Here is a 26,008-nt window from a genome sequence, read left to right on the forward strand (position 1 = left end):
GCGCCAGATCTTAAATTGTTATATTCGGTTAATCATTCGTCCTCCTGTTCTTCAACCAGTACCAGGCTAAATTAAAGGCAATAACAACATGGTTAAAAACAGTGGGGATTAAGCCATAATTCCTTTTCATGATGTCAAAGCGCTCCATCAGGCTTTGGCGATGCTTTTTCTTCGACATGCCCCCTACCAGGTATTTAGCTACGTAACGGTTAACGTTGACAATATTTTTGGCCTTTTTTGCCGCACGGATTATCCAGTCGATATCCGAACTTAATTGATAGCGGCGGTCGTAAGGTTCGGCCAGCGAACGCCTGATATAAATAGCCTGGTGACTAATGCTCATGCCATATTTAAAACCGCGCCAGGTAAACTTAGCGGGGGCTTTATGCCGACGCTGGCCTAAACTATGGCCATCATCGTCAATCATTTCGGTTTCGCCATAGTAAATATCGGCATCATCTGCCGAAGCAAAAACCGCGGCTACAGTTTCACGATCATAAAACTCATCGCCCGAGTTCATGAAGATCACGTAATCGCCGGTAGCCAAAGCAAGGCCTTTGTTCATGGCATCATAAATACCTTCGTCTTTTTCGCTGATGAATTTTGTTATTTGGCTTTTGTACCGATCAATTACCTGTAAAGTGCCATCGTTGGATAAACCATCAACAATAACATACTCAATATTGGGGTAAGTTTGATTAACCACCGACCGGATAGTACGCTCAATATCCCTTACATTATTATAAACAATGGTGATAACGCTTAACCGGGGATTAGACATTATTACCTCCATTATTCAGTAATTGTTGATAAACTTCGACGTGCTTTTTTGCGATCACATCTTCCGAAAAGTTATCCATAATGGCTTGCCGGGCCTGCTGGTTCAACTTGTCCTTTTCAGGATGTTTAATGATCCACTCCATCCCATCTGTAAAACTTTCGGACGAGCGATAGGTAGCTAAGTAGCCGCTATATTGATGCTGCACCATGTCGGGGATCCCGCCGGTAGTAAAGGCAATTACCGGAGTACCACAACTCAGGCTTTCCATCACGGTGTAAGGCAAATTATCCTCAAGCGAAGGAATCAAAAAGGCATCGGCCGCGGCATAGTGCAGGGCCAGTTTTTCATCGTTATTGATGGTTCCTAAAAAACTGGTTTTAAAAGGAAAATCGGGCAGGTTTTCTGTACCCCGGTTTCCAAACACCACCAATTCTATCTGATCTGTATCTGCACCTAAACGTTGCCTAAGCAACTCCATACTTTCCAGCAGATATTGTGTACCCTTATGCAGATCCTTGCGCGATGGCATAAATCCGCTTAAAAAAATGAATTTATCAGTCGGTAACCCGGCTTGTTGTTTTGCCAGCTTTTTATCAATAGGCTTAAAAATATCGGTCTCCAGCGTGTTGGGGATATTACTGACAGCCCTCCCCTGCATCAGACTACTTTTGTTTACAGAAGCTTGCATCCATAAACTTGGTGCTATGATGTTAAAGCCGAGTTGCTGGTAGGCCTTATTTTTTTGCTGCCAGATGCGGTGCGAAATATCATTATCTCCGGCATTGATCAACAGCGGGCAATTACCGCATTGCTGCTGATAATGATCGCAAGTGTAGCGCACATGGCATCCGCCGGTAAAGGCGTTGCTATCATGAAAAGTCCACACCACGGGCTTGCCCAGCTTTTTGATTTCGGCTAAATGTTTAGGATCTAAAAATCCATGGTTGATCCAGTGCAGATGAATAACATCAGCATTTTTAAGATCGGGATGTTTAATTACCGAACGGCCAAACCAGGTGAAGGAAAACGGTGTACGGCTATCGGGTTTTAAAAACCGTTTAGCCAAAATCCGTTCAAGAATAATAGTAGCGGCGGCATATGATTTCTGGATAATACTACGGTTAAAAGTCTTGATATCAGGATTATTTCCAAATTTATAATGTACTATAATTTTAGAATTGATATTTTGGCTTAGTAATGCCCGGTTAAGGCGCATGCAGGCCCTGCCCGCGCCGCCATTGCCGTCATACGTATTGAGGTGCACCACTTTTAACATGGCTCAAAAATACATTTATTCATAACACTTAAACCATATGAAGAAACTATACATCGTATTGTTCTCGGCAGTATTGTGTCAAACAAATCTTAAAGCACAAACCGCTGGAAACTATTTCACATCCAACCCAACCCTTACACCCGATGGCAAAACCGTAATTTTCACTTACGAGGGCGACCTGTGGAAAGCCGATATCAATAGTCCCGCCGCCACACGATTAACCGCCATGCAAGGCGATGAAAGCAATCCGCGAGTATCTCCGGATGGGCAGTGGCTGGCCTTTTCGTCAAACCAGTTTGGCAACAATGATGTATACGTAATGCCTCTTGCCGGTGGCGATATCAAACAGATCACCTTTAATGATGGGGCCGACAATGTGGACTCGTGGACCTGGGATTCTAAATCTATCTACTTTAACTCCACCCGTTATAACGGCTTTAGCGAGTATAAGGTAGCCGCTACAGGCGGCACACCGGTGCGCTTGTTTGGCCATTACTTCAATACTATACATGGGGTAGTTGAGCACCCGCAAACCGGCGAACTGTTTTTCAGCAATACCTGGGAAAGTATCTATTTCCCAACCCGCAAACATTATAAAGGAGCTTATAACCCCGATATTCAATCATACAATCCTAAAACTAAAGCATATAAAAAATATACCGACTGGCAGGGTAAGGATTTCTGGACTACTATTGATCAAAAAGGCAACATCTATTTTGTATCCGACGAGGGTAACGAGGAATATAACCTGTACACATTTATCGATGGTAAAAAAACTCCTTTAACCCAGTTCCCAACATCTATTAAACGCCCGCAGGTAAGTGCCGACGGCAGCAAGGTGGTGTTTGAAAAAGATTACCAGATTTTTGTTTACGATGTCGCGTCCAAACAAACGCAGAAGTTAAGCTTAAACCTGTTCCGTAACAATGTATTACCTAAAGACCAATCGTTTGAAACAGGCGGCAAAATTGGAGCGGCGGATTTATCGCCGGACGGTAAAAAACTGGCTTTTGTATCACGCGGCGAATTATTTGTAAGCGACGCTGAAGGCAAATTCATAAAAAAACTGGAGCGTAATACCAGCGAACGTGTTACCGAAGTTGAGTGGCTAAACGACAATAAAACCTTAATTTTTGGTCAAACGCTGGGTGGCTTTCCAAACTGGTACACCATAGCTGCCGACGGTACGGGCGAAGAAAAACAGCTTACTACCGATAAAGGCAGCAACCGTATGCTAAGCATGAATAAAGACAGATCAAAAGCTATTTATTTGAGCGGCCGAAACGAGTTGAAGCTTTTAGACAGCAAAACGCTTACATCAAAAACTATTGTTACCGATGAGTTTTGGGGTTTTGAAAATCTCGCGCCGAGGTTTTCGCCGAATGGAGAGTATGTGGTTTATAACGCATACCGCAATTTTGAAATGGATGTTTTTGTTTACGAGATAAAAACCGGGAAGATCATTAACCTTACCAACAGCGGTGTTACTGAGGCGGCACCGTTTTGGTCGCCAGATGGTAAGTATATTTATTTTACTTCATCGCGTACTCAACCGGAATACCCTTACGGCTCAAAAGATTCTCACATCTACCGGATGCCTTTGCAAAAGTATGACGATCCGTTTAAGATGGATAAGTTCACTGCTTTATTTAAGGAAGAGAAAAAAGACGACGATAAAGACAAAAAGGATAAAGACAAAAAAGCATCTAACAAAAAGAAACCTTTATCTGAGCAGCCTACTCCTAAAGCACCAGACGATATCACCATAGATACCGAAGAGCCGATGAAACGCCTGGAGCGTATCAGCCCGGAATTTGGACAGGCACAAGGTTCATATGTAATTCAAAAAGGCGATAAAACGCTGGTATACTACGCATCCAACCACAGCGAGGGCAAAGCAGCACTTTATCGCACAACCCTCGAAAACTTTGAGCAGCCTAAAACCGAAAAAGTTGGCAGTGGCGACTTTGGCAGTTTTGACATTTTTGGCAACAGCGATAAATACTTTTTACTGGCAGGCGGTAATATTTACACCCTAAATATTGATGCCAATAAAGTTGATAAAGTAGAAATCAACTACAGCTTCACCCGCAACATGGCCGGCGAATTTGCGCAGATGTTTGATGAAACCTGGGCAGGCTTGGATGAAAACTATTATGACGGCAATTTTCATGGAGCCGACTGGAAAAAGGTACATGACACCTATAAAGCTTTTGTGCCTTACATCAATAACCGCTCGGATCTGCGCCTGTTATTGAATGATATGCTTGGTGAGCTCAACTCATCGCACCAGGGCTTCTATTCCAATGGCAGTGAGGAAAAGAAAACACTCTCCTACCGCACCATGGAAACGGGGATCATTTTTGATAACGATTCGCCATACAAAGTTAGCGGCATAGCCACCCGCAGTAATGCCGATAAAGCAGGTGTTGACGTAAAATCAGGCGATATATTAAAAGCAGTTAATGGTGTTACCGTTGATGAAAAACAAGACCGCAACTATTACTTCAGCAAACCATCACTTGATAAAGAAATTGAACTAACCTTTAACCGGGGTGGTAAAGAAATTAAGGTAAAGCTACACCCCGAATCAACCGGTGACCTGTCAGGTAACCTCTACGACGACTGGATCAAGACCAACGCCAAAACTGTTGCCGAAAAAAGCAAAAACCGCATAGCTTACTCCTACATGAAAAACATGGGTGATGGCGCATTGGAAGATTTCCTGGAGGATATGGTTGATGATGCTTATAACAAGGATGCCCTCATCCTTGACCTGAGGTATAATACCGGCGGAAATGTGCATGATAATGTTTTGAAATTTCTGTCGCAAAAACCTTATTTGCAATGGGCTTATCGTGATGGCAAAAAAGCACAGCAATCAAACTTTGCTCCGGCAGCAAAACCAATTATCCTGCTCATGAATGAGCAAACCCTGAGCGACGGCGAAATGACATCGCAGGGCTTTAAACAATTGGGCTTGGGAAGGATCATAGGTACCGAAACCTACCGATGGATCATTTTCACCAGCGGCAAAGGCTTGGTTGATGGCTCGTTCTACCGTATCCCGGCCTGGGGATGCTATACACTTGATGGTAAAGACATTGAAAAAACCGGTGTAACACCCGACATTTATGTAAAAACAGATTTCGCCGACAGGCTTGAAAATAAAGATCCGCAATTGGACAGAGCTATTGAGGAGATTCTGAAACAGTTGAAATAATTAGAGGCAGGTTTTAGTGGCAGTTGCAGTTCGCAGTAGCAGTGATTTAGCCTCCGCACAGGCAGTGGCAGGTTTTAGTGGCAGTTGCAGTTCAAAGTAGCAGCAATTCAAGCTCCGCTACTAAAACTGCAACTAACTAATTCTTACTGTCACTGCCACTAAAACCTGCAACTAACCAATCCTTACTGCAACTGCTACTTCAAACTGCCACTAACCTGTAATAACTTATTTAGAACATATCCAAATAACATTTGTATAAAGCACTAACCGCTTTCAAATGTTATTTTTTGTAAATTCGCCGCTCTAAGACCAGTTAATGGGCTTAACGTCAATTTCTTTTACTTTTCACCTAAAAATCAAATACAAATGGCTTTTGATTTAGATATGATCAAAAAGGTTTACGACCGCTACAGCACACGTGTTGATGCTGCCCGTAAAGCGACCGGTAAACCCCTAACTTTAACCGAAAAGATTTTATATGCCCACCTTAGCGAAGGCGATGCTCAAAAAGCATTCGGTCGTGGAGTGGACTATGTTGATTTTGCACCAGACCGTGTAGCTATGCAGGATGCTACGGCACAAATGGCCCTTTTGCAGTTTATGCAAGCTGGCCGCCCGCAGGTTGCCGTTCCGTCTACCGTGCATTGCGATCACCTTATACAAGCTAAAATTGGCGCTGTTGAAGATTTAAGCACTGCTGTTGACGTTAACCGCGAAGTTTATGACTTCCTGGCTTCAGTATCTGATAAATATGGTATCGGTTTCTGGAAAGCCGGTGCGGGTATCATTCACCAGGTAGTGTTAGAAAACTACGCTTTCCCGGGTGGTATGATGATCGGTACCGACTCACATACACCTAATGCAGGTGGTTTAGGTATGATTGCTATTGGCGTTGGTGGTGCTGATGCCTGCGACGTAATGGCCGGTTTACCATGGGAGCTTAAATTCCCTAAACTGATCGGTGTTAAACTAACCGGTAAACTTTCTGGCTGGACTTCAGCTAAAGACGTAATCTTACGTGTTGCTGGTATCCTTACTGTAAAAGGTGGTACCGGTGCTATTGTTGAGTACTTTGGCGAAGGCGCGCGTTCAATGTCTGCAACCGGTAAAGGTACTATCTGTAACATGGGTGCCGAAATCGGTGCTACTACCTCTATCTTCGGTTACGACGAAAAAGCTGCCGCTTACTTAAAAGGTACTAAACGTGCTGATATCGCTGAGTTAGCTGACGCCATTGCTGAACACTTAACCGGCGACGACGAAGTTTACGCTAACCCTGAGCAATATTTCGACCAGGTTATCGAGATCAACCTGAGCGAGCTTGAACCACACGTAAACGGCCCGTTCACTCCGGATTTAGCATGGCCTATCTCTAAATTTGCTACTGCTGTTAAAGAAAACGGCTGGCCTACTAAATTAGAGGTTGGTTTGATTGGTTCATGTACCAACTCATCTTACGAAGACATCACCCGTTCAGCTTCTATCGCTAAACAGGCTATCGATAAAAAATTAAAAACTCAGGCCGAGTTTACCATCACTCCGGGCTCTGAGCAAGTACGTTACACTGTTGACCGTGACGGTTACCTTGATACATTTGCTCAAATGGGCGGTGTGGTATTGGCTAACGCCTGCGGACCATGTATCGGCCAGTGGGCTCGTCATACTGATGATCCTACTCGTAAAAACTCTATCATCACTTCGTTTAACCGTAACTTCGCTAAACGTCAGGATGGCAACCCTAATACACATGCTTTCGTAGCTTCACCAGAAATTGTTACCGCTTTTGCTATCGCAGGCGATTTAACTTTCAACCCACTTACCGATACGTTAACTAACGAAGCCGGTGAGCAGGTTAAATTTGATGAGCCTCAGGGTATCGAATTACCGGTAAAAGGTTTCGCGGTTGAAGACGCAGGCTACCAGGCACCAGCCGAAGATGGCAGCAAAGTTGAAGTTATCGTTTCTCCAACTTCATCACGTTTACAATTGCTTGAGCCATTCAAAGCCTGGGAAGGTACCGACATTACAGGTCTGAAATTGCTGATCAAAGCTAAAGGTAAATGTACTACCGATCACATTTCAATGGCCGGTCCATGGTTGAAATTCCGTGGTCACCTTGATAACATTTCAAACAACATGCTGATCGGTGCTATCAACTACTTTAACCTTACTGCCGATAGCGTTAAAAACGAATTAACCGGCGAGTACGGTCCGGTTCCGGCTACTCAGCGTGCTTACAAAGCAGCAGGTATCGGTTCGATAGTAGTAGGCGACGAAAACTATGGCGAAGGTTCATCACGTGAGCACGCGGCTATGGAGCCTCGTCACCTTGGTGTACGTGCCATATTGGTAAAATCATTTGCCCGTATCCATGAAACCAACCTTAAAAAACAAGGTATGCTTGGTATCACTTTCGCTGATAACAACGATTATGATAAGATCCAGGAAGATGATACCATCGATATCACCGGCTTAACTACTTTTGCTCCTGGCAAACAGTTAACCGTTGTATTACACCACAAAGATGGTTCAACCGAATCATTCCCTGTAAACCACACTTACAATGCGCAGCAAATTGAGTGGTTTAAAGCAGGGGGTGCATTAAACATCATCCGTAAACAAATGGCATCTTAATTTCGGATATCGGAATTTTGATTTCGGATTTAATATTTGAAAGCCTTCCCTATTGGGGAGGCTTTTTTGTTGGTTATTTTCCCCGTTGTAATTAAAAAAACGCCCGTGGGGACACGGGCGCTGGGGAAAAATATAGTTTGGTGCTCGTTCTCCCGTTGGCCGTGTCCCCACGGCCAACTATCTTCAATAAAAAAGCGCCCGTGGGGATACGGGCGCTGGGGAAAGAAAAAACGTCATTGCGAGGTACGAAGCAATCACGAACTATACAGGGCGAACCTGCTGATCGGGGATTGCTTCGTACCGCAATGACGCTCGGAGAAAAGACTTACGAAGTTATTAAAACTTCTTAAGTCTGGATATGTATTAAAATATTAGAATTTATACCTAACAAACGCCTCCATAGCTTCGTATTCGGCAAGGCCAAGGCGGTCGTAGCGCTGGGCCGTGTCACGGGTGCGGTCTTCTGCACGTACCCAGAACTCCCTTGCATCATCACCCGGGAATACAGGTGTATCCTTTTGCGACTGGTGCTTAAAGATAGCGTTACGTTTGCGGATCACCTCTTGTGGAGATAATGGTACGGCCATCTCTATCTCGTAGGTTTCAAACTCGTGCCATGCACCACGATACATCCATAACCAGCAATCTTCAACCCAGGCTTCTTTACCTTTCAGTCTGTCTAATGCAGCTAAGATGATCTTGAAGCACACGAGGTGGGTACCGTTAGGATCCGCAAAATCGCCTGCCGCGAAAATCTGTTGTGGTTTAATTTTCTGAAGCAGTTCAATAGTCAACTGGATATCTTCTTCGCCGACTGAGTTCTTTTTGGTTTTACCTGTTTCATAGAATGGTAAGGCCATAAAGTGGATATGATCATCCTGTAAGCCTGCATACCTTGCACCTGAAATCGCTTCTGTTTTCCGGATGAAACCTTTTACATTCCTGATTTCTTGCGTATCAATTTCGTTAGGCTGTTTTGTTGGGAAGAAGGCACGCATATCTTCATATGATTTTTGAAGATGAGTGGTATCTTCGCCAATGCTGTTTGTGAAGTCGATGGCAAATTCCATATACCTCAAAACATCATCATCCCATACCGCGGTATTACCTGAAGTTTGGTAAGCTACGTGAACGTCGTGCCCCTGGTCTACCAAACGAATGAATGTACCGCCCATTGAAATCACGTCATCATCAGGGTGTGGTGAGAAAATAATTGAGCGTTTTTTGGCTGGCAATGCCCTTTCCGGCCTTTGTGAATCATCCGCATCCGGTTTACCACCTGGCCAGCCGGTTATGGTATGCTGGATCTGGTTAAAGATATCAATGTTGATATTGTATACCGGGCCCTGCTCTACCGCAAGTTGAGCCATACCATGGTTATTGTAATCTTCTTCGGTTAGTTTTAGCACAGGTTTGTTAACCTCATTTGCTAACCAAATTACAGCTTTCTTTTTCAGCGTATTTTCCCATACGCAATCTTTTACCAACCATGGGGTATCAAACCTGGTTAATTCTGAAGCCGCATCTGCATCAAGTACAAACTCCACATGCTGTGATAATTGCAGGTAAGTTGCAGGTACTTCACCAGAGATCTCGCCTTCTACCGCTTTTTTGATGATCGGGGCTTTCTTTTTGTTCCAGGCCATCAATATGATTTCCCTTGCCTTGAAGATGGTACCGATACCCATCGTGATGGCCTTAGTTGGCACATCAGCTTTACCACCGAAATCGCGGGCGGCGTCACGCCTGGTCAGGTCATCTAAAGTAACCATCCTGGTACCAGAGTTCGGTGCAGAGCCCGGCTCATTGAAACCGATGTGACCTGTACGACCGATCCCCAGGATCTGAAGATCTAACCCGCCCAGTTCTTCAATCTGCTTTTCATAGGCTAAACAAAATGCTACAACTTCGTCTTTATCCAGTGTACCGTCGGGAATGTGAACGTTCTCCTTTTCAATATCAATATGGCTGAACAAATTTTCGTACATGAATGTCACATAGCTTTGCGCTGCTGTGGGTTTCATCGGGTAGTACTCATCCAGGTTGAAAGTGATCACATTTTTAAAGCTTAAACCTGCTTCTTTGTGTTGCCTTACCAATTCGGCATATACGCCGATAGGAGTTACACCGGTAGCAAGTCCCAATACCGCTTTTTCGCCTTTGGCTTGTTTTGAGCGGATCAGATCTGCTATCCGGTTCGCTACCGCCACTGAGGCTTCTTGCTGGTTGTTGTACACGCTCACAGGTAACTTCTCGTAACGCGTCTCTTCCAATAAATTTAATCGTGCCATAATTTGTTCAGAACCTATATGTTATATGTTAAAGTTTAAAAAAGTCACTATACAAAAAACCCCCGCCATGGGCGAGGATTTTTATCAAACCAATTAACAAAAATGTTTATCCTCACCGACATGAGGGTAAAGTAAAGTGCGTATAATAATATGCTGTGCATTATCAACACAAACTTACTAAAACAAAATTTGAATTAAAAGAACTTTTTAAATTTTTTTAATAAGTATTTTATCCGGAAATATGTGTTTTGATAAGGAGTTTGGTTAAAATTTGCATTGTTATAGATTTCATCTCTTCTCATCCGAAATTGTCATTTCGATTGAACAAGCGAGGGCATAAACATGGGGCGAAAGAGAAATCCTATACGCCATGAAAATCCAACCAATTAGTTCGCCTACATATGGTATAAGATTTTTCCTCTTTCCTGGTTCGAAATGACAATTATTATAAATAGAAACTTCTCCAAAAAGGCAAAAGAGTTCCTGATGGGCAGGAATACTCTTTTTGCTAACCAATTATAAAACATAAATCATGAGAGGAGAAGAGATGCAGGGGTGGAGTCGAACCATCCGCTTGCTGCCGGCCAGCACCTGCCATTTAGTTTAAAAATGAACCCCATTTGCAAACTAATCTGTTGCAAATATATAAATATTCTATTAAATCTATATACTTAATAGAATTTATTCATAAAACATTCATCCTTCCTAAAAACCTCTTAACTATCAGGCATTTTAATTTTATAATTAACGCTGGTCAGACTTATTGGAGCAAATCTTTTCGAAAGGAACAGGGTATTCTTCACCTAATGATTTCTCATACTCGGCGCTAAATTCCTCGTAAATTTTCCGGGCATGTTCAATGCCTTTGGTACGGCGCAGGGCTTTGAGTTTAAACTTAATGCCAATATCATTGAAAGGGTCAATGTTCAATACAACACGTGAAATTTCCAGCGCCTTTTTATAATCCTGGGCATCATAAACCTTTTTTATCACCGGTAAAATAACAGGCATCAGCGCTTCCTCATAATCCTGTTTAAAATCATCGAGCCATATTTCCGGAATATGCTGCAGCAAACCGCCGCGGGAAACCAGATCAAAAGAATTAAACACAGCGGGTTCGACATTGCCGGCTTGTTTAAGTGAATCCCTAACTACAAAGTAATCGCAGTAAAAGCCTTCGGTAATAATAAAGCTATAGGTATCGTTCAAAAACGCGAGCTCAAGTCCCTCAATATCCGAAAGAATATTGCGCAGGTGATTGATGGTTACGCCACGGATATTTTTGGTTTTAACCACATCTTTATCAGGCCAAAGCGTAGTCGAGATCTTTTTAGATACAACCCCATTTTTTTCTCGGCTGTTTAACAGAATAAGGATGAACAACTGTTTAATCTTGGGGCTAAACAGGTAGGTAATATCCCGCTTATTCTTATCAAATACGGTGAACTCGCCTAACAGGTAAACCGCGTTGGCTTTATTATCTACAACTGCTTCGGTAACTTCTTCAACAATAATTTCTTCCGGAGCTGCAGGTGCAGATTCATCATCGGCCTTTTTCCTCCTTAAGAAAAACGCCACAACACCACCCAGTAAAATCAATGCAGATGCCCCACCTAATACCCTGTACAAAGTAAAAGATTTGCTTTTAGGCTGATGTGCAGCCGTAAACTCGGCCTGGCTTACAGGTGGCGCAGAAAGCGCGAATATTTTTATGGTTGACCGGGATGGGGTTTCAAACTCTTGCGTTGTACAATAAAACACATCCTGTTTAGCGTTGTAAAACAGGTTATGATCTGTTTCGATACGTTCAGATACAACCGGGATAGTGCCACTTACCACCTGGTATGAACCATCTTTTATTGAAAATTTATACAGGCGCAAACTTGTTTTTGGCCGCTCGTGCGGATAGCACAGCACGTAAAGAAACTGCTTATCTTTTGAAACAATGAGATTATTAGCCGGTACAAATGCTTCTTCATCGGGCTTGATCTCCCATAACTTTTTAATGGTATGATTGCCAAGATTTACCCTGTACAGGTCATAATAATGCATCCCTCCTACTACCTGGTTACCTGACTGATTGCCATATCCACCGAAGATATAAACATCATTATTTTGATCGGCAGTACTGGCCGCCGAGAAAAAACGGGGATTAATTACATCGCCGGTAAAGCTTTGTTTTTGCCAGTTATCGGTCGCCTTATCGTATTTGAAAAAGTTATTATAGTATTTGAAAGACCCATAGCCACCAAACAGGTAAAAATTATTAAAGTCCTTATCATAAAAAATGTTGTGGTGATGCCTTTGCTCCATTATAGTAGATTTACCATAATAATCCCAGTTAAGGCTATCAAGGTTGAAGGATGCGATACTTGGCGCCGGTTGCGAAGCACGGAGTACTTCATACAGATAACATTTATTCTCCTTTAGGTTTACAATACTCTTGCCCAAATGCAAAGGCACTTCCAACTTACTTTTAAACGGTTTCGACCAGACCGCGTCACGTTCAGCATCATAAAACATGAGCGAATCACTTTTGAAAATAAAGAACTGCTCATTTTTTTCATTAAAGTTGATACCCGCCACCTCATTAAAAGTGTGTACAAACTTTTGCTTCCAATAATAGGATTCGTTGATAAGCCAGGCGGGATTATCCACATAGCCCAAGTTGTCGCCATCGCTGTTAAAAACATCATTCCCAGCCCATTCGTTAAGCGGAAAAGTATAGGTTTTATCATCATTGCTAACAACCAGGTTTTTAATGGCCATATTGGGCACATCCGAGTAATGCTCGTTTTTACCAAACGTGATCTTGGCCTTTATTTTACCGGTAAAACCCAGTTCATTGGCCCGGTACCATTTCCCGTTCACGGAGATCCCTACCTTATCATCTTTCAGGTCAAGATCAACAATCACCTTAAACCATTTACGCCTTTTCAGCAGGGCATTGGCAAGGGGAATGTTGAGTTTATTGCTCCGGCTGTCAATATTAAAATTAAGGAACGAGCCCTGATCGTAAATAGCACTCAGGCTGTATGAGTTGCCCTTATCGTCCGTTAAATTTAAAATATAGCCGAGATGTTGGTTATCCCACAGTGAAAGATCAAACCCGATAACCAGGCGATCATGAAAAGTAGGTAAATCTTCTTTAAAAACCTGGTACGAGGTGCGTTTGCTCATCAGGCTATCGTTTGAACCGAATTGTAAACCCTGCCCCATGCCTTTCATCGCGGGCAGCAGTAAAACAAAAAGCAATACAAGCTTATATGCCCTTTTGGAAAGCATTAAAACCTTACTTTTTTTTATCATTTACAATACATGTTTAAACTCGCTGATCAGGCAGCGTTGTAGGTTAGAATAATGTGCTAAAATATAGATTTTTTGGGTATCGGACGAGGTAGATTTTCATCATTTCGGCTATGCCTTATTGTACTGGCATTCATTTTATCAACCTCCGAAACTCTTTTTTATCAAGCGTAAAAAACTTTTTACATAATCACACTAAACCTGCTTCAAATATGCTCAAAGGCACTTTATTAGCTACAAACCTACTTATCAGCTATTTACAGTAATAAAAATAATACATTACTTACGGGGATAAGCGTAGTCATACTAAAACATTTTGCCCAAAGGCGATATTCTTACTTGCAAAATGAGCAGGTATTAGCCGCTACAGGTATAATTTTAAAACTATGCCAATTAAAGTAAAACATATCATAACGTTCTTTTTTTTGCTCGCAGTTGGTTCGCAACTCCGTGCACAGGATAGCACGCTGGTTGGGCAATCACTCAAATGGGACCTGGCTAAGTGTATCGACTATGCAAAAAAGAACAACATCCAGATCAATTCATTGCGCCTGTCGCAGCAAACCAGTCAGCAGGAATATTTACTGGCCAAAGCCGCCCGCCTGCCCGATCTTTCGGCTACGGGGTCACAAACCTTTGCGCACGGCAATAATTTCAGCAATGGCGATAATGGCAGGCATTCGGGTTACAACGTTTCCGGCTCGTATGGCTTAAGCTCCAACGTAACGCTGTACAACGGCAGTTATATTAATAATAACATTTCTCAAAAAAACCTGCAGGTACAATCGGCTAACCTGAGTATCCTGCAACAGGAAAATGATATTGTACTGCAGATAACCCAGGCGTATCTTACCGTACTGCTGGATAAGGAATCCGTTATTTATAACACCGATTTGCTCAGTACCACTCAGGCGCAGGTTAAATTACAGCAACAACGGTATAACGTGGGCAGCGTAGCCCGTAAGGACCTGATCCAGTTACAGGCACAACAAGCAACTGATCAATACACATTGGTTAATTCACAAAACGCCGTCCGTAATGATCTGCTTACCCTGAAACAATTACTGGTACTGCCAACCGATCTGAGTTTCGACATTATGAAGCCCGATACAGTGATGGCCCCTATAGACAGTGTTTCCTCCTTCCCCGAAGCAGAGCAAACAGCCCTGCAAAATCGACCAGAAGTAAAAAATGGTGAGTTAGGCGTTAAGATTGCGCAGTTTGATGTAGATAAAGCCAAAGCAGGTTATAAACCCACACTTACTGCCGGTGCTTCACTTAATACGGGGTATGCCAACGGACAAGGTGTTTCATTCGGCAACCAGATCAATAATAACTTTTATCAGCAACTTGGGGTCAACCTGTCGATACCCATATTCACCAAACGCGTAGTAAAAACGCAGGTCGAAGAAGCGAAGATCAACGTCAAGCAATCGCAGCTTGATCTAAAAAACACCAAGATCACACTTTCGCAAACTGTTGAGCGGGCTTACATCAATGTACAAAACGCGCGCAGCCAGTTTAGTGCCGCTGCCGAAGAATATAAATTCAGCAAGGAAAGCTACCGCATTGCCAGCGAACAACTTAAAGTTGGCGTAGCCAATACCGTCGACTTTTTGTTGCAGAAAAACCTGTTTGTACAGGCGCAGCAATCATTTGTGCAGGCCAAATATAACGCCCTGCTTACATTAAAAATCTATGACTTTTACAGGGGAGTACCTATTACATTATAATACCGGTTTATCATGAAAAGCAGTTATAAAAAGATACTCATTATTGCAGGCATAGTGGTGGCACTGGTGCTCATCTGGTTCCTGTTCATCAGGAAAAAAGAGGAGCCTGTTGTGCTGCAAACTCAAAAGCCGGCTAAAGGTTATATAGCCCAAAGTGTAACCGCCACAGGCCGCATTGAGCCGGTTGATACTGTAACAGTAGGTACCCAGGTGTCGGGCATTATTAAATATGTTTATGCCGATTTTAATTCAAAAGTGAAGAAAGGCCAGCTTATTGCCGAGCTTGATAAATCGCTGTTACAGGCCACGCTTGACCAGGCACGGGGAACCTTGCTTAATGCCCAAAGTCAGCTGGTATTTGCACAAAACAACTTTGGCAGGCAAAACCTGCTATTTAAAACCGACGCCATTAGCAAGGCCGATTATGATACCGCCCTTAACACCTTAAACGCTGCAAAAGCCCAGGTTAAAAGTGCAGAAGCGCAGGTCCGCTCGGCAGAGAAGAATTTATCTTATGCTGATATTTATTCGCCCATTGATGGTGTGGTGCTTAACCGAAACGTGAGTGTAGGCCAAACCGTTGCAGCAAGTTTCAGTACCCCTACGCTCTTTGTACTGGCAAAAGATATTACCAAAATGGAAGTTGAGGCTAATGTTGATGAGGCTGATATCGGTGATGTAAAATCAGGCGACCGTGCTTCATTTACGGTAGATGCTTTTATTAACGACCAGTTTGCAGGTACTGTTGAAGATATCAGGCTGCACCCATCGGTGTCGTCAAACGTGGTTACTTACACCACCATTATCAATGCTCCTAATGATGATATGAAACTGAAACCCGGCATGACGGCCAGCATCATTATTTACACCAAAGAGGTTAACAATGCCCTGCTGATCCCGGCCAAAGCATTGAGCTTTACTCCCGATTCGGCATTAATGAAAGATTATGAAATAGTAGGTAAAGTAGGACATAAAGGGAACAAGAAAAGAAGTGGCGGACAAGGCGGAAATGCCCCTGCGGGTAGTGCGGGGAATGGTGGAGCCAATGATAATTCCCAGGCACTGCACACTGCTAAAAGCCGCAAGGATAGCAGTGGTGTAAATAAACAAACAGCTATAGTATGGGTATTGCAGGGTAAAAAGATAGTCCGCAAAAAAATTCAGACCGGCTTGAATGATAATACACAGGTTGAAGTTTTATCGGGCTTAACAGTTGATGACGCTGTGATCACTGGTGTTACCGGCGGATCATCCAGTTCATCAACAGCGGCAGCTAAACCGGGGGCAAGTCCGTTTATGCCGCAAAGGCCACGTGGCGGAGGGGGAGGACGCCGGTAATGAGCAAGAAAATTTTAGATATACGTGAACTGAAACGCGAGTTTCAGATGGGAAGCGAAACCGTACGTGCGCTTAAAGGGATCTCTTTTGAAGTAGAAGCCGGTGAATTTGTAACCATCATGGGCAGCAGCGGCAGCGGCAAAACCACCCTGCTTAATATTTTAGGTTGTTTGGACAAACCCTCTATAGGCGATTATTTTTTGGATGGTGTAGATGTAAAAAAACTCTCGCGAGATGAGCTGGCACAATTACGCAATCGTAAAATAGGTTTCGTGTTCCAGGCCTATAACCTGCTGCCACGTACATCTGCTCTTGAAAATGTAGAGCTCCCACTTTTGTACAATAAGGAGATCAGCGTAAGTGAACGCCGCGACAGGGCCATTCACGCTTTGGAAGCCGTAAAACTGGCCGAGCGTTTAGATCATACTCCAAGCCAGCTTTCGGGCGGGCAGCAGCAGCGTGTGGCCATTGCACGGGCCCTGGTGAATGAGCCGGTGATGATCCTGGCCGATGAAGCTACGGGTAACCTGGATAGCCGCACATCGTACGAAATTATGTCGCTGATGCAGGAACTCAACTCGCAGCAGGGCAAAACCATTGTGTTTGTAACCCACGAACCGGATATAGCTTCATTCAGCAGCCGTACTATACAGTTGCGCGATGGCAGGATCCAGAAGGATACACAAAATGCCAACAAGCGGTCGGCAAAAGAAGTACTTGCAGGCTTGCCTATTACCGATGATTATTAAAGCGAAGCAGCTATGAATTTTTTTAACCTGATACGGATAGCTTACAAAGCCCTGCAGCGCAACAAGCTAAGGGCCTTTTTAACCATGCTCGGTATCATTATCGGCGTAGCGTCTGTGATAGCAATGGTGGCTATTGGTCAGGGATCGAAGCAAAGCATTCACGACCAGCTATCAAGCATGGGATCTAACATGATCACCGTGTTGCCAAGCAGTAACCTTAACGGCGGTGTGAGGATAGCCGGATCAAGCTTTCAAACCCTTACTCAAAAAGATATCGTGGCCTTAAAAAAGGCTCAGTATATCACCGAGCTATCTCCATCAATAACGTCAAAAGGACAGGCAATTAATGGTGCCCTTAACTGGCCTACCAGTATCCAGGGCGTAAGTCCGGATTATTTAGATATCCGCAAATTAAGCCTGAAGGATGGTATAGCTTTTACCGAAGAAGATATCTTAACCTCGGCTAAAGTTTGTTTGATCGGGCAGACAGTGATCGATAATTTATTCCCCAACGGCGAAAACCCGATAGGAAAAGTGATCCGCTTTAATAAAATCCCTTTCCAGATCATTGGCATTCTTAACCCTAAAGGGCAAAACGCCTTCGGGCAGGATCAGGATGATATCTTGATAGCGCCTTATACTACTATTCAAAAAAGGATCCTGGCTACTATTTATTACCAAAACATTTACGCCTCTGCCGCCAGCGAGCAGGTAACCGATGCAGCCGTATCCGAAATGACGCAAATCCTCCGCGATTCACATCGTTTGCGCGACAGTGAGGATAATGATTTCACCGTTCGTACCCAGGCCGAGCTAATCAATACCCTGAGTTCAACCAGCGGCTTACTTACGGTATTGCTTACCGTAATCGCGGGCATTTCGCTGGTGATAGGAGGCATAGGCATCATGAATATCATGTATGTTTCGGTAACGGAGCGCACCCGCGAGATAGGTCTGCGCATGTCTATCGGTGCCCGCGGAAAAGATATTATGCTCCAATTTTTAATGGAAGCTATCCTGATCAGTATTACAGGCGGTATTATTGGCGTGGTGCTTGGTATTGTATCATCAAACCTGGTTACGCTCACCTTATCATGGCCAACTATCGTATCTGAATCATCGGTGCTGCTGTCGTTTGTGGTTTGTGCCATTACGGGGATTTTCTTTGGGTATTACCCGGCACAAAAAGCCGCAAGACTTGATCCTATTGAGGCGTTGAGATATGAATAAAATCGCCGGCGGGGGGCGTGCTCACCATCATGTCATTGCGAGCGAAGCGTGGCAACCGCATGCTATACAGAGCGGCTATGCTTCCGTGCGATTGCTTCGTCGTCCCTCCTCAATGACATAACGTTATATGCCTCCGACCAATCTACCCCAATCATTTATAAATATTTAACACTTCCATCCACGACCAAATGTTAAATTTTAGCGATGAAATGTTAAATCTACAGTATAAAATGTTAAATCGCTTGCATAACTAACCATTTAGTTATATTTTGGCTTTCATAACGAACCTTATGAAAATCACATTTATTGGAATACTCCTGCTTTGCCTGAGCTGGACAACTTCATTTGCTCAAACCGGTTATAGTATTAAAGGAAAAGTAGCCGACACGGTAGCCAACACAAACCTTATCAACGCCAGCGTAAGCGTAATTACCGCCAAAGATTCTATCCTGCAAAAATTCACCCGCATTAAGGACGATGGTACATTTACCATCAACAATCTTAATAAAGGCAAGTTTATTTTGGTGGCAACATACCCCGGTTATGCCGATTTTGTTGAACATTTCGCCTTGGATTCGGCACACACTACTCACAATTTCGGTCGTATCAGCATGCTGCTTAAAGAAAGGCTTTTACAAGAAGTAATTGTAAAAGGCAAAGCCGCGGCTATCAAAATAAAGGGGGATACCACCGAGTTTAACCCTGCCGCTTACAATATCCAGCCAAACTCAAAAGTTGAAGACCTGTTGAAACAGTTGCCTGGCATCGAGGTAGATAAAGACGGTAAAATCACCGCTCAGGGGCAAACCGTAAAAAAAGTATTGGTTGACGGCGAGGAATTTTTTGGGGATGACCCTACCCTTGTCACCAAAAACCTGCGTGCCGATATGGTGGATAAAGTACAACTTTATGATAAAAAAAGTGACCAGGCCGCATTTACCGGCATTGATGATGGCGTGAAAGATAAAACCATTAACATTAAACTTAAAGAAGATAAAAAGAACGGCTACTTCGGTAAGCTGGATGGTGGCATAGGTACCGATGGTTATTACCAGGGCCAGGCTTTGTTTAACCGTTTTAAGGGCAAACAGAAATTTTCGGTGTACGGCACGCTTGGCAATACCGGCAAAACAGGTTTAGGCTGGGAAGACAATAACAAGTACGGCGGCGGTGGCGGCATGGAGTTTGGCGATGATGGTGGCTTCTATATCTTCGGCGGTGGTGATGACCTTGATAGCTTCGATGGCAGGTACAATGGCGAAGGTAAACCTGTAGCCCGCACCGGTGGCGCACATTATGATACTAAATGGAATAATGATAAGGAATCGATAAACACCAACTATAAAATAGGCTCGCTTACTGTTGACGGTACCAAGAACACCCAGCAGCAAAATAACTTCCCTGGTAATATATCAAACGTTAACAGCGATCAGAGCAATCATAATTATATGTTCCGCCAAAAGCTGGATGTAAATTACCAGGTAAAGATCGATTCGATGCAGAACCTGAAGATTACCGCCGACGGAACATTAAAAAACAGTAATACCCGCAGCAATTTCGCCACGCAAACCCGTCGTTTGGATGGAAGTCTGATCAACAGCAATGATCGTGAAAACAGCGCCAATGTTGATGGCAAAGTATTTAACGCGAATGCTTTCTACACCAAAAAATTCAAGAAAAAAAGCCGTACACTTTCGGTAAACTTCAGAACTGCTTATAACGAAAGTGACTCCAAAGGTTTCTTAAAGTCAAACACCCAATTCTATGATTCTGTTGGTACCTATGTAAACAAAGACACGATTGACCAGTACAAGGTAAATAAAACCAAAAGCACCAATATCAATACCAACATCACCTATACCGAACCATTGGCCAAGGATTTCACCCTTGCCCTAAGCTATGCCTTAGCGGTTAATAATGCCACCGCCGACAGGCGCACGTTCAACAAACCGGTTAGCTCGGCTGCCATTTACACCGCTTTAGACAGTGTTTACAGCAGTGATTATAAACTGAACCAGCTTTCAAACCAGGGAGGCGCGGTATTTAACATGCAAAAGCAAAAATACTCGTTCAACTTTGGCACCAAGGTAGCCAGCGTGAAGTTTAAACAGGTTGATGAGTTTGGACGAATCTCTGACCTGGTGCGCAACTTCACCAACTGGTATCCGCAGGCTTCCTTCCAGTACAAGTTCTCCAAGCAATCAAGCATCCGTGTAAGCTATAATGGTAATACCACCCAACCTAATATCGATCAAATTCAGCCGGTGAGAATAAATACCGACCCGCTGAATATACAGGAGGGTAACGCTGATTTAAAGCCGTCTTTCACCAACAGATATAACATCAGCTATAACTCGTACAAGGTGATCAGTAATCAATATATCTGGATCAGCGGATCATACTCAACTACCAGCAACCCTATCGTTAGCAATGTTATGCGCGATACTACAACCGGTATCAGCACCTATAAATCATCAAACCTAAAAAATAAATCGACAAACAATTTCTGGGTGAATACTTATTTTGAAAGGAAGATTCCGGGAATAGGAATTAATGCAGGCCTGGAGGTTTATGCTAATGGTAATACCTATTACAATATGTCTAACGATGTACTGAACGAAACCAAATCATACAGCTATTCGGGCAGTGTCAGGCTATCTAAATACAAGGAAAAGAAGTATGACGCATGGGTATCAGCCGGGCCCACTTATACCATCAACTCATCGTCGCTTAATACCGTACTTAACAATAACGGCCGAGGATTTAATGCCAACGGAGGATTTAATATCTATCTGCCGGGCAAATTCCAGATTGGTTCAGATGGCAACTATACTTATAACGCGCCAACAAAATCGTTCCCGCAGGATTTCAAAAGATTTTTGTGGAACGCGAACATTTCAAGAACATTCTTTAAAGATGCTTTAAAAGCTTCTGTTACGGGCAATGACCTGTTAAACCAAAATACCGGTTATAACCGCACGGGATCGGCCAATGTACTTACCCAGGAACGTTATACCACTATCAGGAGATACTTTATGTTTTCACTAACCTGGGATTTTAACAAAGTTGGCGGCGGAGCACCTAAAAAATAACCTATCATGAAAAAGATTTTAACCCTAACAACCATACTGTTCCTGAGTGCAAACCTTTTGTTGGCACAGGGCAATAAGCACTTCACTTTTCACGGCACCATTGAGTATGATAAATCATCAAATATGTGGGCTATGCTGCAAAAACTGATCAATAAGGATAATGAAAGCTGGTACCAGCCCATGTTTGATCAGTACAAGAAAAACAAACCGCAGTTTAAGGTTTTGAAAAGCACGTTAAAATTTGCCGATAATCAAACACTATTTACCCCTATAGAACCGGAATACACACCCAACAATTTTGGAGATGAGCTGCCAATGGCCGTGCAGAATAATACCATATTCACCGACTACAATACGGGAATAAGCACCAGCCAAAAAAAGGTATTTGAAGAAACTTTCCTGGTAAAGGACACCACAAGGCACATTAAATGGAAACTAACCGGCGAAAGCAGGGAGATTGCAGGCTATAACTGCCGCCGGGCAAACGGCCTCATTCTCGATTCAATTTATGTAGTTGCTTTTTATACCGATGAAATTCCTGTTTCCGGCGGGCCGGAATCATTTAATGGTTTACCCGGCATGATATTGGGTGTTGCCTTACCACATGAAAACATAACCTGGTTTGCTACCAAAGTTACCGAACAACCGGTAGACGAAAAATCGTTCATGGCACCCAAAAAAGGAAAAGCGGGAAATAATAAAAGCTTTCTTACTGTACTGCAAAACGCCATGAAAGACTGGGGAGAAACTTATGCAAAACAGTATTTAAAAGGATTTTCGTTGTAGAAAGAAGAGCGCTTCATTCATAATTACGTCATTGCGAGGCACGAAGCAATCCCAAACTTTACAGAGCGAACCTGCTAAATGGGGATTGCTTCGTACCTCGCAATGACGTGATGGAGAAGCCTTTTTGAAACTCATACCCGGCGCCCGTGTCCCCACGGGCGCTTTTTTTATATAAGTAAGTTGACCGTGAGGACACGGTCAACGGGGAAAGGACTTGTTTAGGGATATTCCTCACGCATTAGCGAGCGCCCTGTCCAAATGCACATAACCGCCATCAACATAAATTAACTGACCGGTTGTATGGCTTGATGCCGGCGATAATAAAAACGCCACGGTATTGGCAATTTCTTCGGCAGTGGTCATGCGGTTACCCAGCGGAATTTTTGATTCAATCTCTCTTAGCTTAGCTTCCGGATCGGGCAGGGTTTTAATCCAGTTGGCATATAGCGGCGTCCAGCATTCGGCTACTACCAGCGCGTTTACGCGAATACCATATTTTAAAAGCTCAACGGCCCACTCGCGGGTTAGTGCGTTACGGCCACCATTTGAGGCTGCATAACCTGAAGTATTCCCCTGACCAGTATCAGCAGTTTTTGAGGTAATGTTCAGGATAGCGCCCTTTGATTTTTTTAGTTCGGGCAGGGCATGATGCGCCATCAGGTAATAATGTACTACGTTTTTATGTAACGATGCCATGAAACCTTCGTAATCGCCGCTTTCCAAACCAACACCGTCGTTTACACCGGCATTGTTCACCAAACCGTCAATACGGCCAAATTTGGCTACAACCTCTTTTACCGCTTTTTCGCAAGCGCTGGGTTCTGTCAACTCGGCAACAACCTGGTGGGCTTTGTGCCCTGCCGCTTCAACAGCTTCAACTGTTTTCAGGTTATCAGCCTCGTTACGACCTAACACAACAGGAATAGCACCTTCAGCTGCCAACACCTTCACTATGCCCTCGCCTATGCCTTTGGCGCCGCCGGTAACTATAATTACCTTATCTGTAAGTTGTAAATTCATTTTATTTATGATAGATATATTAATGAGCTGTAACCATCTCCACTTTTTTTACTTTAAGGTTTATTATCGCAAAATAACCTATGTACACAAAGCAAACCACAGGTACCAAATAAGATGTTTGAATGTTGGTTAAATCAGAAATACGCCCCATAATTGGCGGGAAGATAGCGCCACCAACAATCCCCATGATCACCAGTGATGAACCTAATTTGGTTTTAGCACCAAGGCCGCGGATACTAAGCGAGAATATAGTAGGGAACATGATGGACATAAAGAAGAACACGCCCATTAAAGCGTATACCGCCAAAGCACCGTGTACAGATACGGCCACAAACAATAATGCAACATTGATAATTGCATAAGTGATCAACAGCTTAACCGGGTTAATAATCAGCATAAGTGCTGTGCCTAATAAACGACCAATCATAAAGCTCAGCAAAGCCATCGATAAATAGAAAGATGCCGGTTTTTCAGCAAAACCTGCTACCTTTTCTGAAAAGCGGATAAAAAAGCTGCTGATACATGATTGTGCACCTACGTAAAAAAATTCGCCCAGTACACCCTGCATCAATTGTTTTTCTTTCAACAGTTCACCAATCCTGGTCATCAGCGAACGCTTATCGTCCTCCAACTCATGGCTTGTTTCTTCAACAATTGGCGGGAAAGTGGTTTTATAGATCAAGAATGCAACCACCAATACAACTATGCCAATTATAATGAAAGGCAGCTGTACCGACGACGCTTCTTTATTTAAATAATTGTTCAATTCTGTTGCCGACATGCTTTTTGTTTCGGCTTCAGTTAAATTTTTGCCCGACAATATGAACAAGCCGCCCAGGTAAGGAGCAAGCGTTGCGGCCAGTCCGTTAAATGATTGCGAAAAGTTGATACGGGTTGTCGCTCCTGCTGGATCGCCCAATACAGTAATGTATGGGTTTGCAGCTGTTTCTAAAAAAGCCGCACCCGAAAATACCACGAACAATGCACCGAGGAAAAATGCATAGTTGCGTACAGCGGCCGCCGGATAAAACAAAAATGCGCCGGTGGCAAACAGCACAAGACCTAAAAGGATTCCGCCTTTATAGCCGTATTTCTTCATAAACTGGGCTGCAGGAATTGGCAACAGAAAATAAGCAATATAGGATGCCGAATCGATTAGTGACGATTGAAAATCATTAAGTTGACAGGCTTTTTTTAAGTGTGGAATAAGTATCGGATTAAGATTGAGTGCAAATCCCCAGATAAAGAACAGGGAGGTAATTAATGCTACTGCGAACAGGGCTTTGTTTTTTGACATTGAGTATTTATTGGTTGGTTATATATTGATCTGTTATTTAAATGCTGCCGAGATGTCATCTAAGGAAATCCCCAGCGTTTTTAATGCTATTTTATTTAATGCGGCTTTATCACCTGTAAAATGGAATACGCTGTGTTTATGTATTAGCTTTTCGCCCGGTTTTAGGAAAGCGGCAGGCGATACACTTTCTATTTCGTAAAACGGCCCCATTTGTTTACCATCAGCCAGTGGGCCATCGTTATAGGCATTTACCGCGTCGCCACTGTAAGGTGCGGTATCCGTCTTCCACTCCTGGTTTAAGTACGATGCAGTGCTATCCACATCAAACATAGTTATTGTTAAAACATCATTCTCCGCATCGTAGCTACCGGCCATATTTTTTGCCCGATGAGGTGGAATACCCAGCTTGCCCCGGCTTTTGCCATCAGCCTTAAACAATAGTATCCCGTTTTTATACGTGATCCTGTCTTTCGGAATCTCACCGAAATAATTGGTTGTAGCAACTTTACCCGCAGCATTTTCATCGTACGGAACTACGATCACCACTTTTGACGAAGGGGTAAACATATCTAAATTCCACAAGCATGGTGCCCCCGTTGTTTTGTCCCAGGCTTTATCCCCTGCATTACTGATGGAATTTACGGTGTTAAACCCAACCGATTTTACAGCTGCATCGGCATCAATACCCAATAGCTGCTGTATTGCTTTGGGCTCCATTATCTCTACATCCCGCTCCAGCTTTATTGATAATTCGGTGCCGGCATAATTTTGCAGATGTGTGCTTTTGCTCATCGATACCTTTTTAGGCGAGGATGAAACAAGCTCCCAGCTTTCATTATCAACCGCAGCTGGTGTATGCCAGTTATCGAATTCCATTTTGGTGCCTGGCTTGAAGAAGAGCGAAAACTGCCCGCCTTCCGGACCGAGCCACAGGCGGTCTTCACCACCAAAGGCATTCATATGCGGATCGGGCTGCTTCAGATCAAAAGTTTCATATTTGATCCAGCCAAAGCTTTTCCCATTTAAACCATCAGCAGTCGATGTAAAAACCTTTGCCTGGTATTTGGGCGAAACAATAACCTGCCCCAAACCGCTGTCGTCTCTTAAAACGATAACGCTATCCTTTGCTTTTAAAAAATCAAGATCTGATCCAAAAGTGCCTTTCATAGGTAATTGAGGGTTGCGCATTGTACATGACGCTAAACCGCCAAGCAGCAAAACTAATGATGACTTTTTTAAAAGCTGCACCATA

General features: G+C 43.4%; 15 protein-coding genes. 8 read left to right on the plus strand and 7 right to left on the minus strand.

What is annotated here, in order from left to right; translation table 11 throughout:
• Positions 1 to 28: 28 nt before the first annotated feature.
• Together DEO27_RS20480 and DEO27_RS20485 are read right to left on the minus strand one after the other, a co-directional pair.
• Positions 29 to 781: a glycosyltransferase family 2 protein gene (locus DEO27_RS20480; protein WP_112575673.1), complete on the minus strand. Its 753-nt coding sequence runs from the start codon at positions 779 to 781 to the stop codon at positions 29 to 31.
• Positions 774 to 2,057 (minus strand): glycosyltransferase family 4 protein, encoded by a 1,284-nt coding sequence (locus DEO27_RS20485; RefSeq protein ID WP_112575674.1) that lies wholly within the window; start codon positions 2,055 to 2,057, stop codon positions 774 to 776. Before DEO27_RS20485 ends, DEO27_RS20480 begins: the two co-directional genes overlap by 8 nt.
• 37 nt (positions 2,058 to 2,094) lie before the next feature.
• Between DEO27_RS20485 and DEO27_RS20490 the strand changes: the two genes are divergently transcribed.
• Together DEO27_RS20490 and DEO27_RS20495 are read left to right on the plus strand one after the other, a co-directional pair.
• Positions 2,095 to 5,280 (plus strand): S41 family peptidase, encoded by a 3,186-nt coding sequence (locus DEO27_RS20490; protein WP_112575675.1) that lies wholly within the window; start codon positions 2,095 to 2,097, stop codon positions 5,278 to 5,280.
• Between the two features lie 366 nt (positions 5,281 to 5,646).
• On the plus strand, positions 5,647 to 7,914 hold the full coding sequence (locus DEO27_RS20495) for an aconitate hydratase (RefSeq protein WP_112575676.1): 2,268 nt from the start codon (positions 5,647 to 5,649) through the stop codon (positions 7,912 to 7,914).
• A 371-nt stretch (positions 7,915 to 8,285) separates the two neighbouring features.
• Here the strand turns inward: DEO27_RS20495 and nagB are convergent, their stop codons facing one another.
• Entirely contained in the window at positions 8,286 to 10,205 is a 1,920-nt protein-coding gene (gene nagB / locus DEO27_RS20500; protein WP_112575677.1) for a glucosamine-6-phosphate deaminase, read from the minus strand.
• Positions 10,206 to 10,949: 744 nt separating this feature from the next.
• A complete protein-coding gene (locus DEO27_RS20505) occupies positions 10,950 to 13,514 on the minus strand; it encodes a kelch repeat-containing protein (RefSeq protein ID WP_112575678.1) in 2,565 nt (854 codons plus the stop codon).
• A gap of 383 nt (positions 13,515 to 13,897) precedes the next feature.
• On the opposite strand from DEO27_RS20505, the gene DEO27_RS20510 reads away from it, so the two are divergent.
• From DEO27_RS20510 to DEO27_RS20535, 6 genes are all read left to right on the plus strand, one after another.
• Positions 13,898 to 15,244, plus strand: a complete 1,347-nt coding sequence (locus tag DEO27_RS20510) for a TolC family protein (RefSeq protein ID WP_112575679.1) — start codon at positions 13,898 to 13,900, stop codon at positions 15,242 to 15,244.
• 12 nt (positions 15,245 to 15,256) lie between these two features.
• Complete coding sequence (locus DEO27_RS20515; RefSeq protein ID WP_112575680.1) at positions 15,257 to 16,582, plus strand: efflux RND transporter periplasmic adaptor subunit; 1,326 nt, start codon at positions 15,257 to 15,259, stop codon at positions 16,580 to 16,582.
• Positions 16,582 to 17,331 (plus strand): ABC transporter ATP-binding protein, encoded by a 750-nt coding sequence (locus tag DEO27_RS20520; RefSeq protein ID WP_112575681.1) that lies wholly within the window; start codon positions 16,582 to 16,584, stop codon positions 17,329 to 17,331. The genes DEO27_RS20515 and DEO27_RS20520 overlap by 1 nt, the downstream gene beginning before the upstream one ends.
• 12 nt (positions 17,332 to 17,343) lie before the next feature.
• Positions 17,344 to 18,561, plus strand: coding sequence for an ABC transporter permease (locus tag DEO27_RS20525; protein WP_112575682.1), 1,218 nt, complete (start codon positions 17,344 to 17,346; stop codon positions 18,559 to 18,561).
• Positions 18,562 to 18,851: 290 nt separating this feature from the next.
• Complete coding sequence (locus DEO27_RS20530; protein ID WP_112575683.1) at positions 18,852 to 21,653, plus strand: outer membrane beta-barrel family protein; 2,802 nt, start codon at positions 18,852 to 18,854, stop codon at positions 21,651 to 21,653.
• Positions 21,654 to 21,659: 6 nt separating this feature from the next.
• Positions 21,660 to 22,439, plus strand: a complete 780-nt coding sequence (locus DEO27_RS20535) for a GLPGLI family protein (RefSeq protein WP_112575684.1) — start codon at positions 21,660 to 21,662, stop codon at positions 22,437 to 22,439.
• Between the two features lie 231 nt (positions 22,440 to 22,670).
• Here the strand turns inward: DEO27_RS20535 and DEO27_RS20540 are convergent, their stop codons facing one another.
• Genes DEO27_RS20540 through DEO27_RS20550 form a run of 3 tightly spaced genes read right to left on the minus strand, consistent with a single transcriptional unit; the run spans position 22,671 to position 26,007 of the window.
• Positions 22,671 to 23,459 carry an SDR family oxidoreductase gene (locus DEO27_RS20540; protein ID WP_112575685.1) on the minus strand — a complete coding sequence of 263 codons (789 nt, stop codon included), beginning with the start codon at positions 23,457 to 23,459 and terminating at the stop codon, positions 22,671 to 22,673.
• A 19-nt stretch (positions 23,460 to 23,478) separates the two neighbouring features.
• A complete protein-coding gene (gene fucP / locus DEO27_RS20545; protein WP_112575686.1) occupies positions 23,479 to 24,756 on the minus strand; it encodes an L-fucose:H+ symporter permease in 1,278 nt (425 codons plus the stop codon).
• Positions 24,757 to 24,789: 33 nt separating this feature from the next.
• On the minus strand, positions 24,790 to 26,007 hold the full coding sequence (locus DEO27_RS20550) for a DUF6786 family protein (protein WP_112575687.1): 1,218 nt from the start codon (positions 26,005 to 26,007) through the stop codon (positions 24,790 to 24,792).
• Position 26,008 lies beyond the last annotated feature (1 nt).

The sequence above is a fragment of the Mucilaginibacter rubeus genome (assembly GCF_003286415.2).
GTDB classification, from domain to species: Bacteria; Bacteroidota; Bacteroidia; order Sphingobacteriales; family Sphingobacteriaceae; genus Mucilaginibacter; species Mucilaginibacter rubeus_A.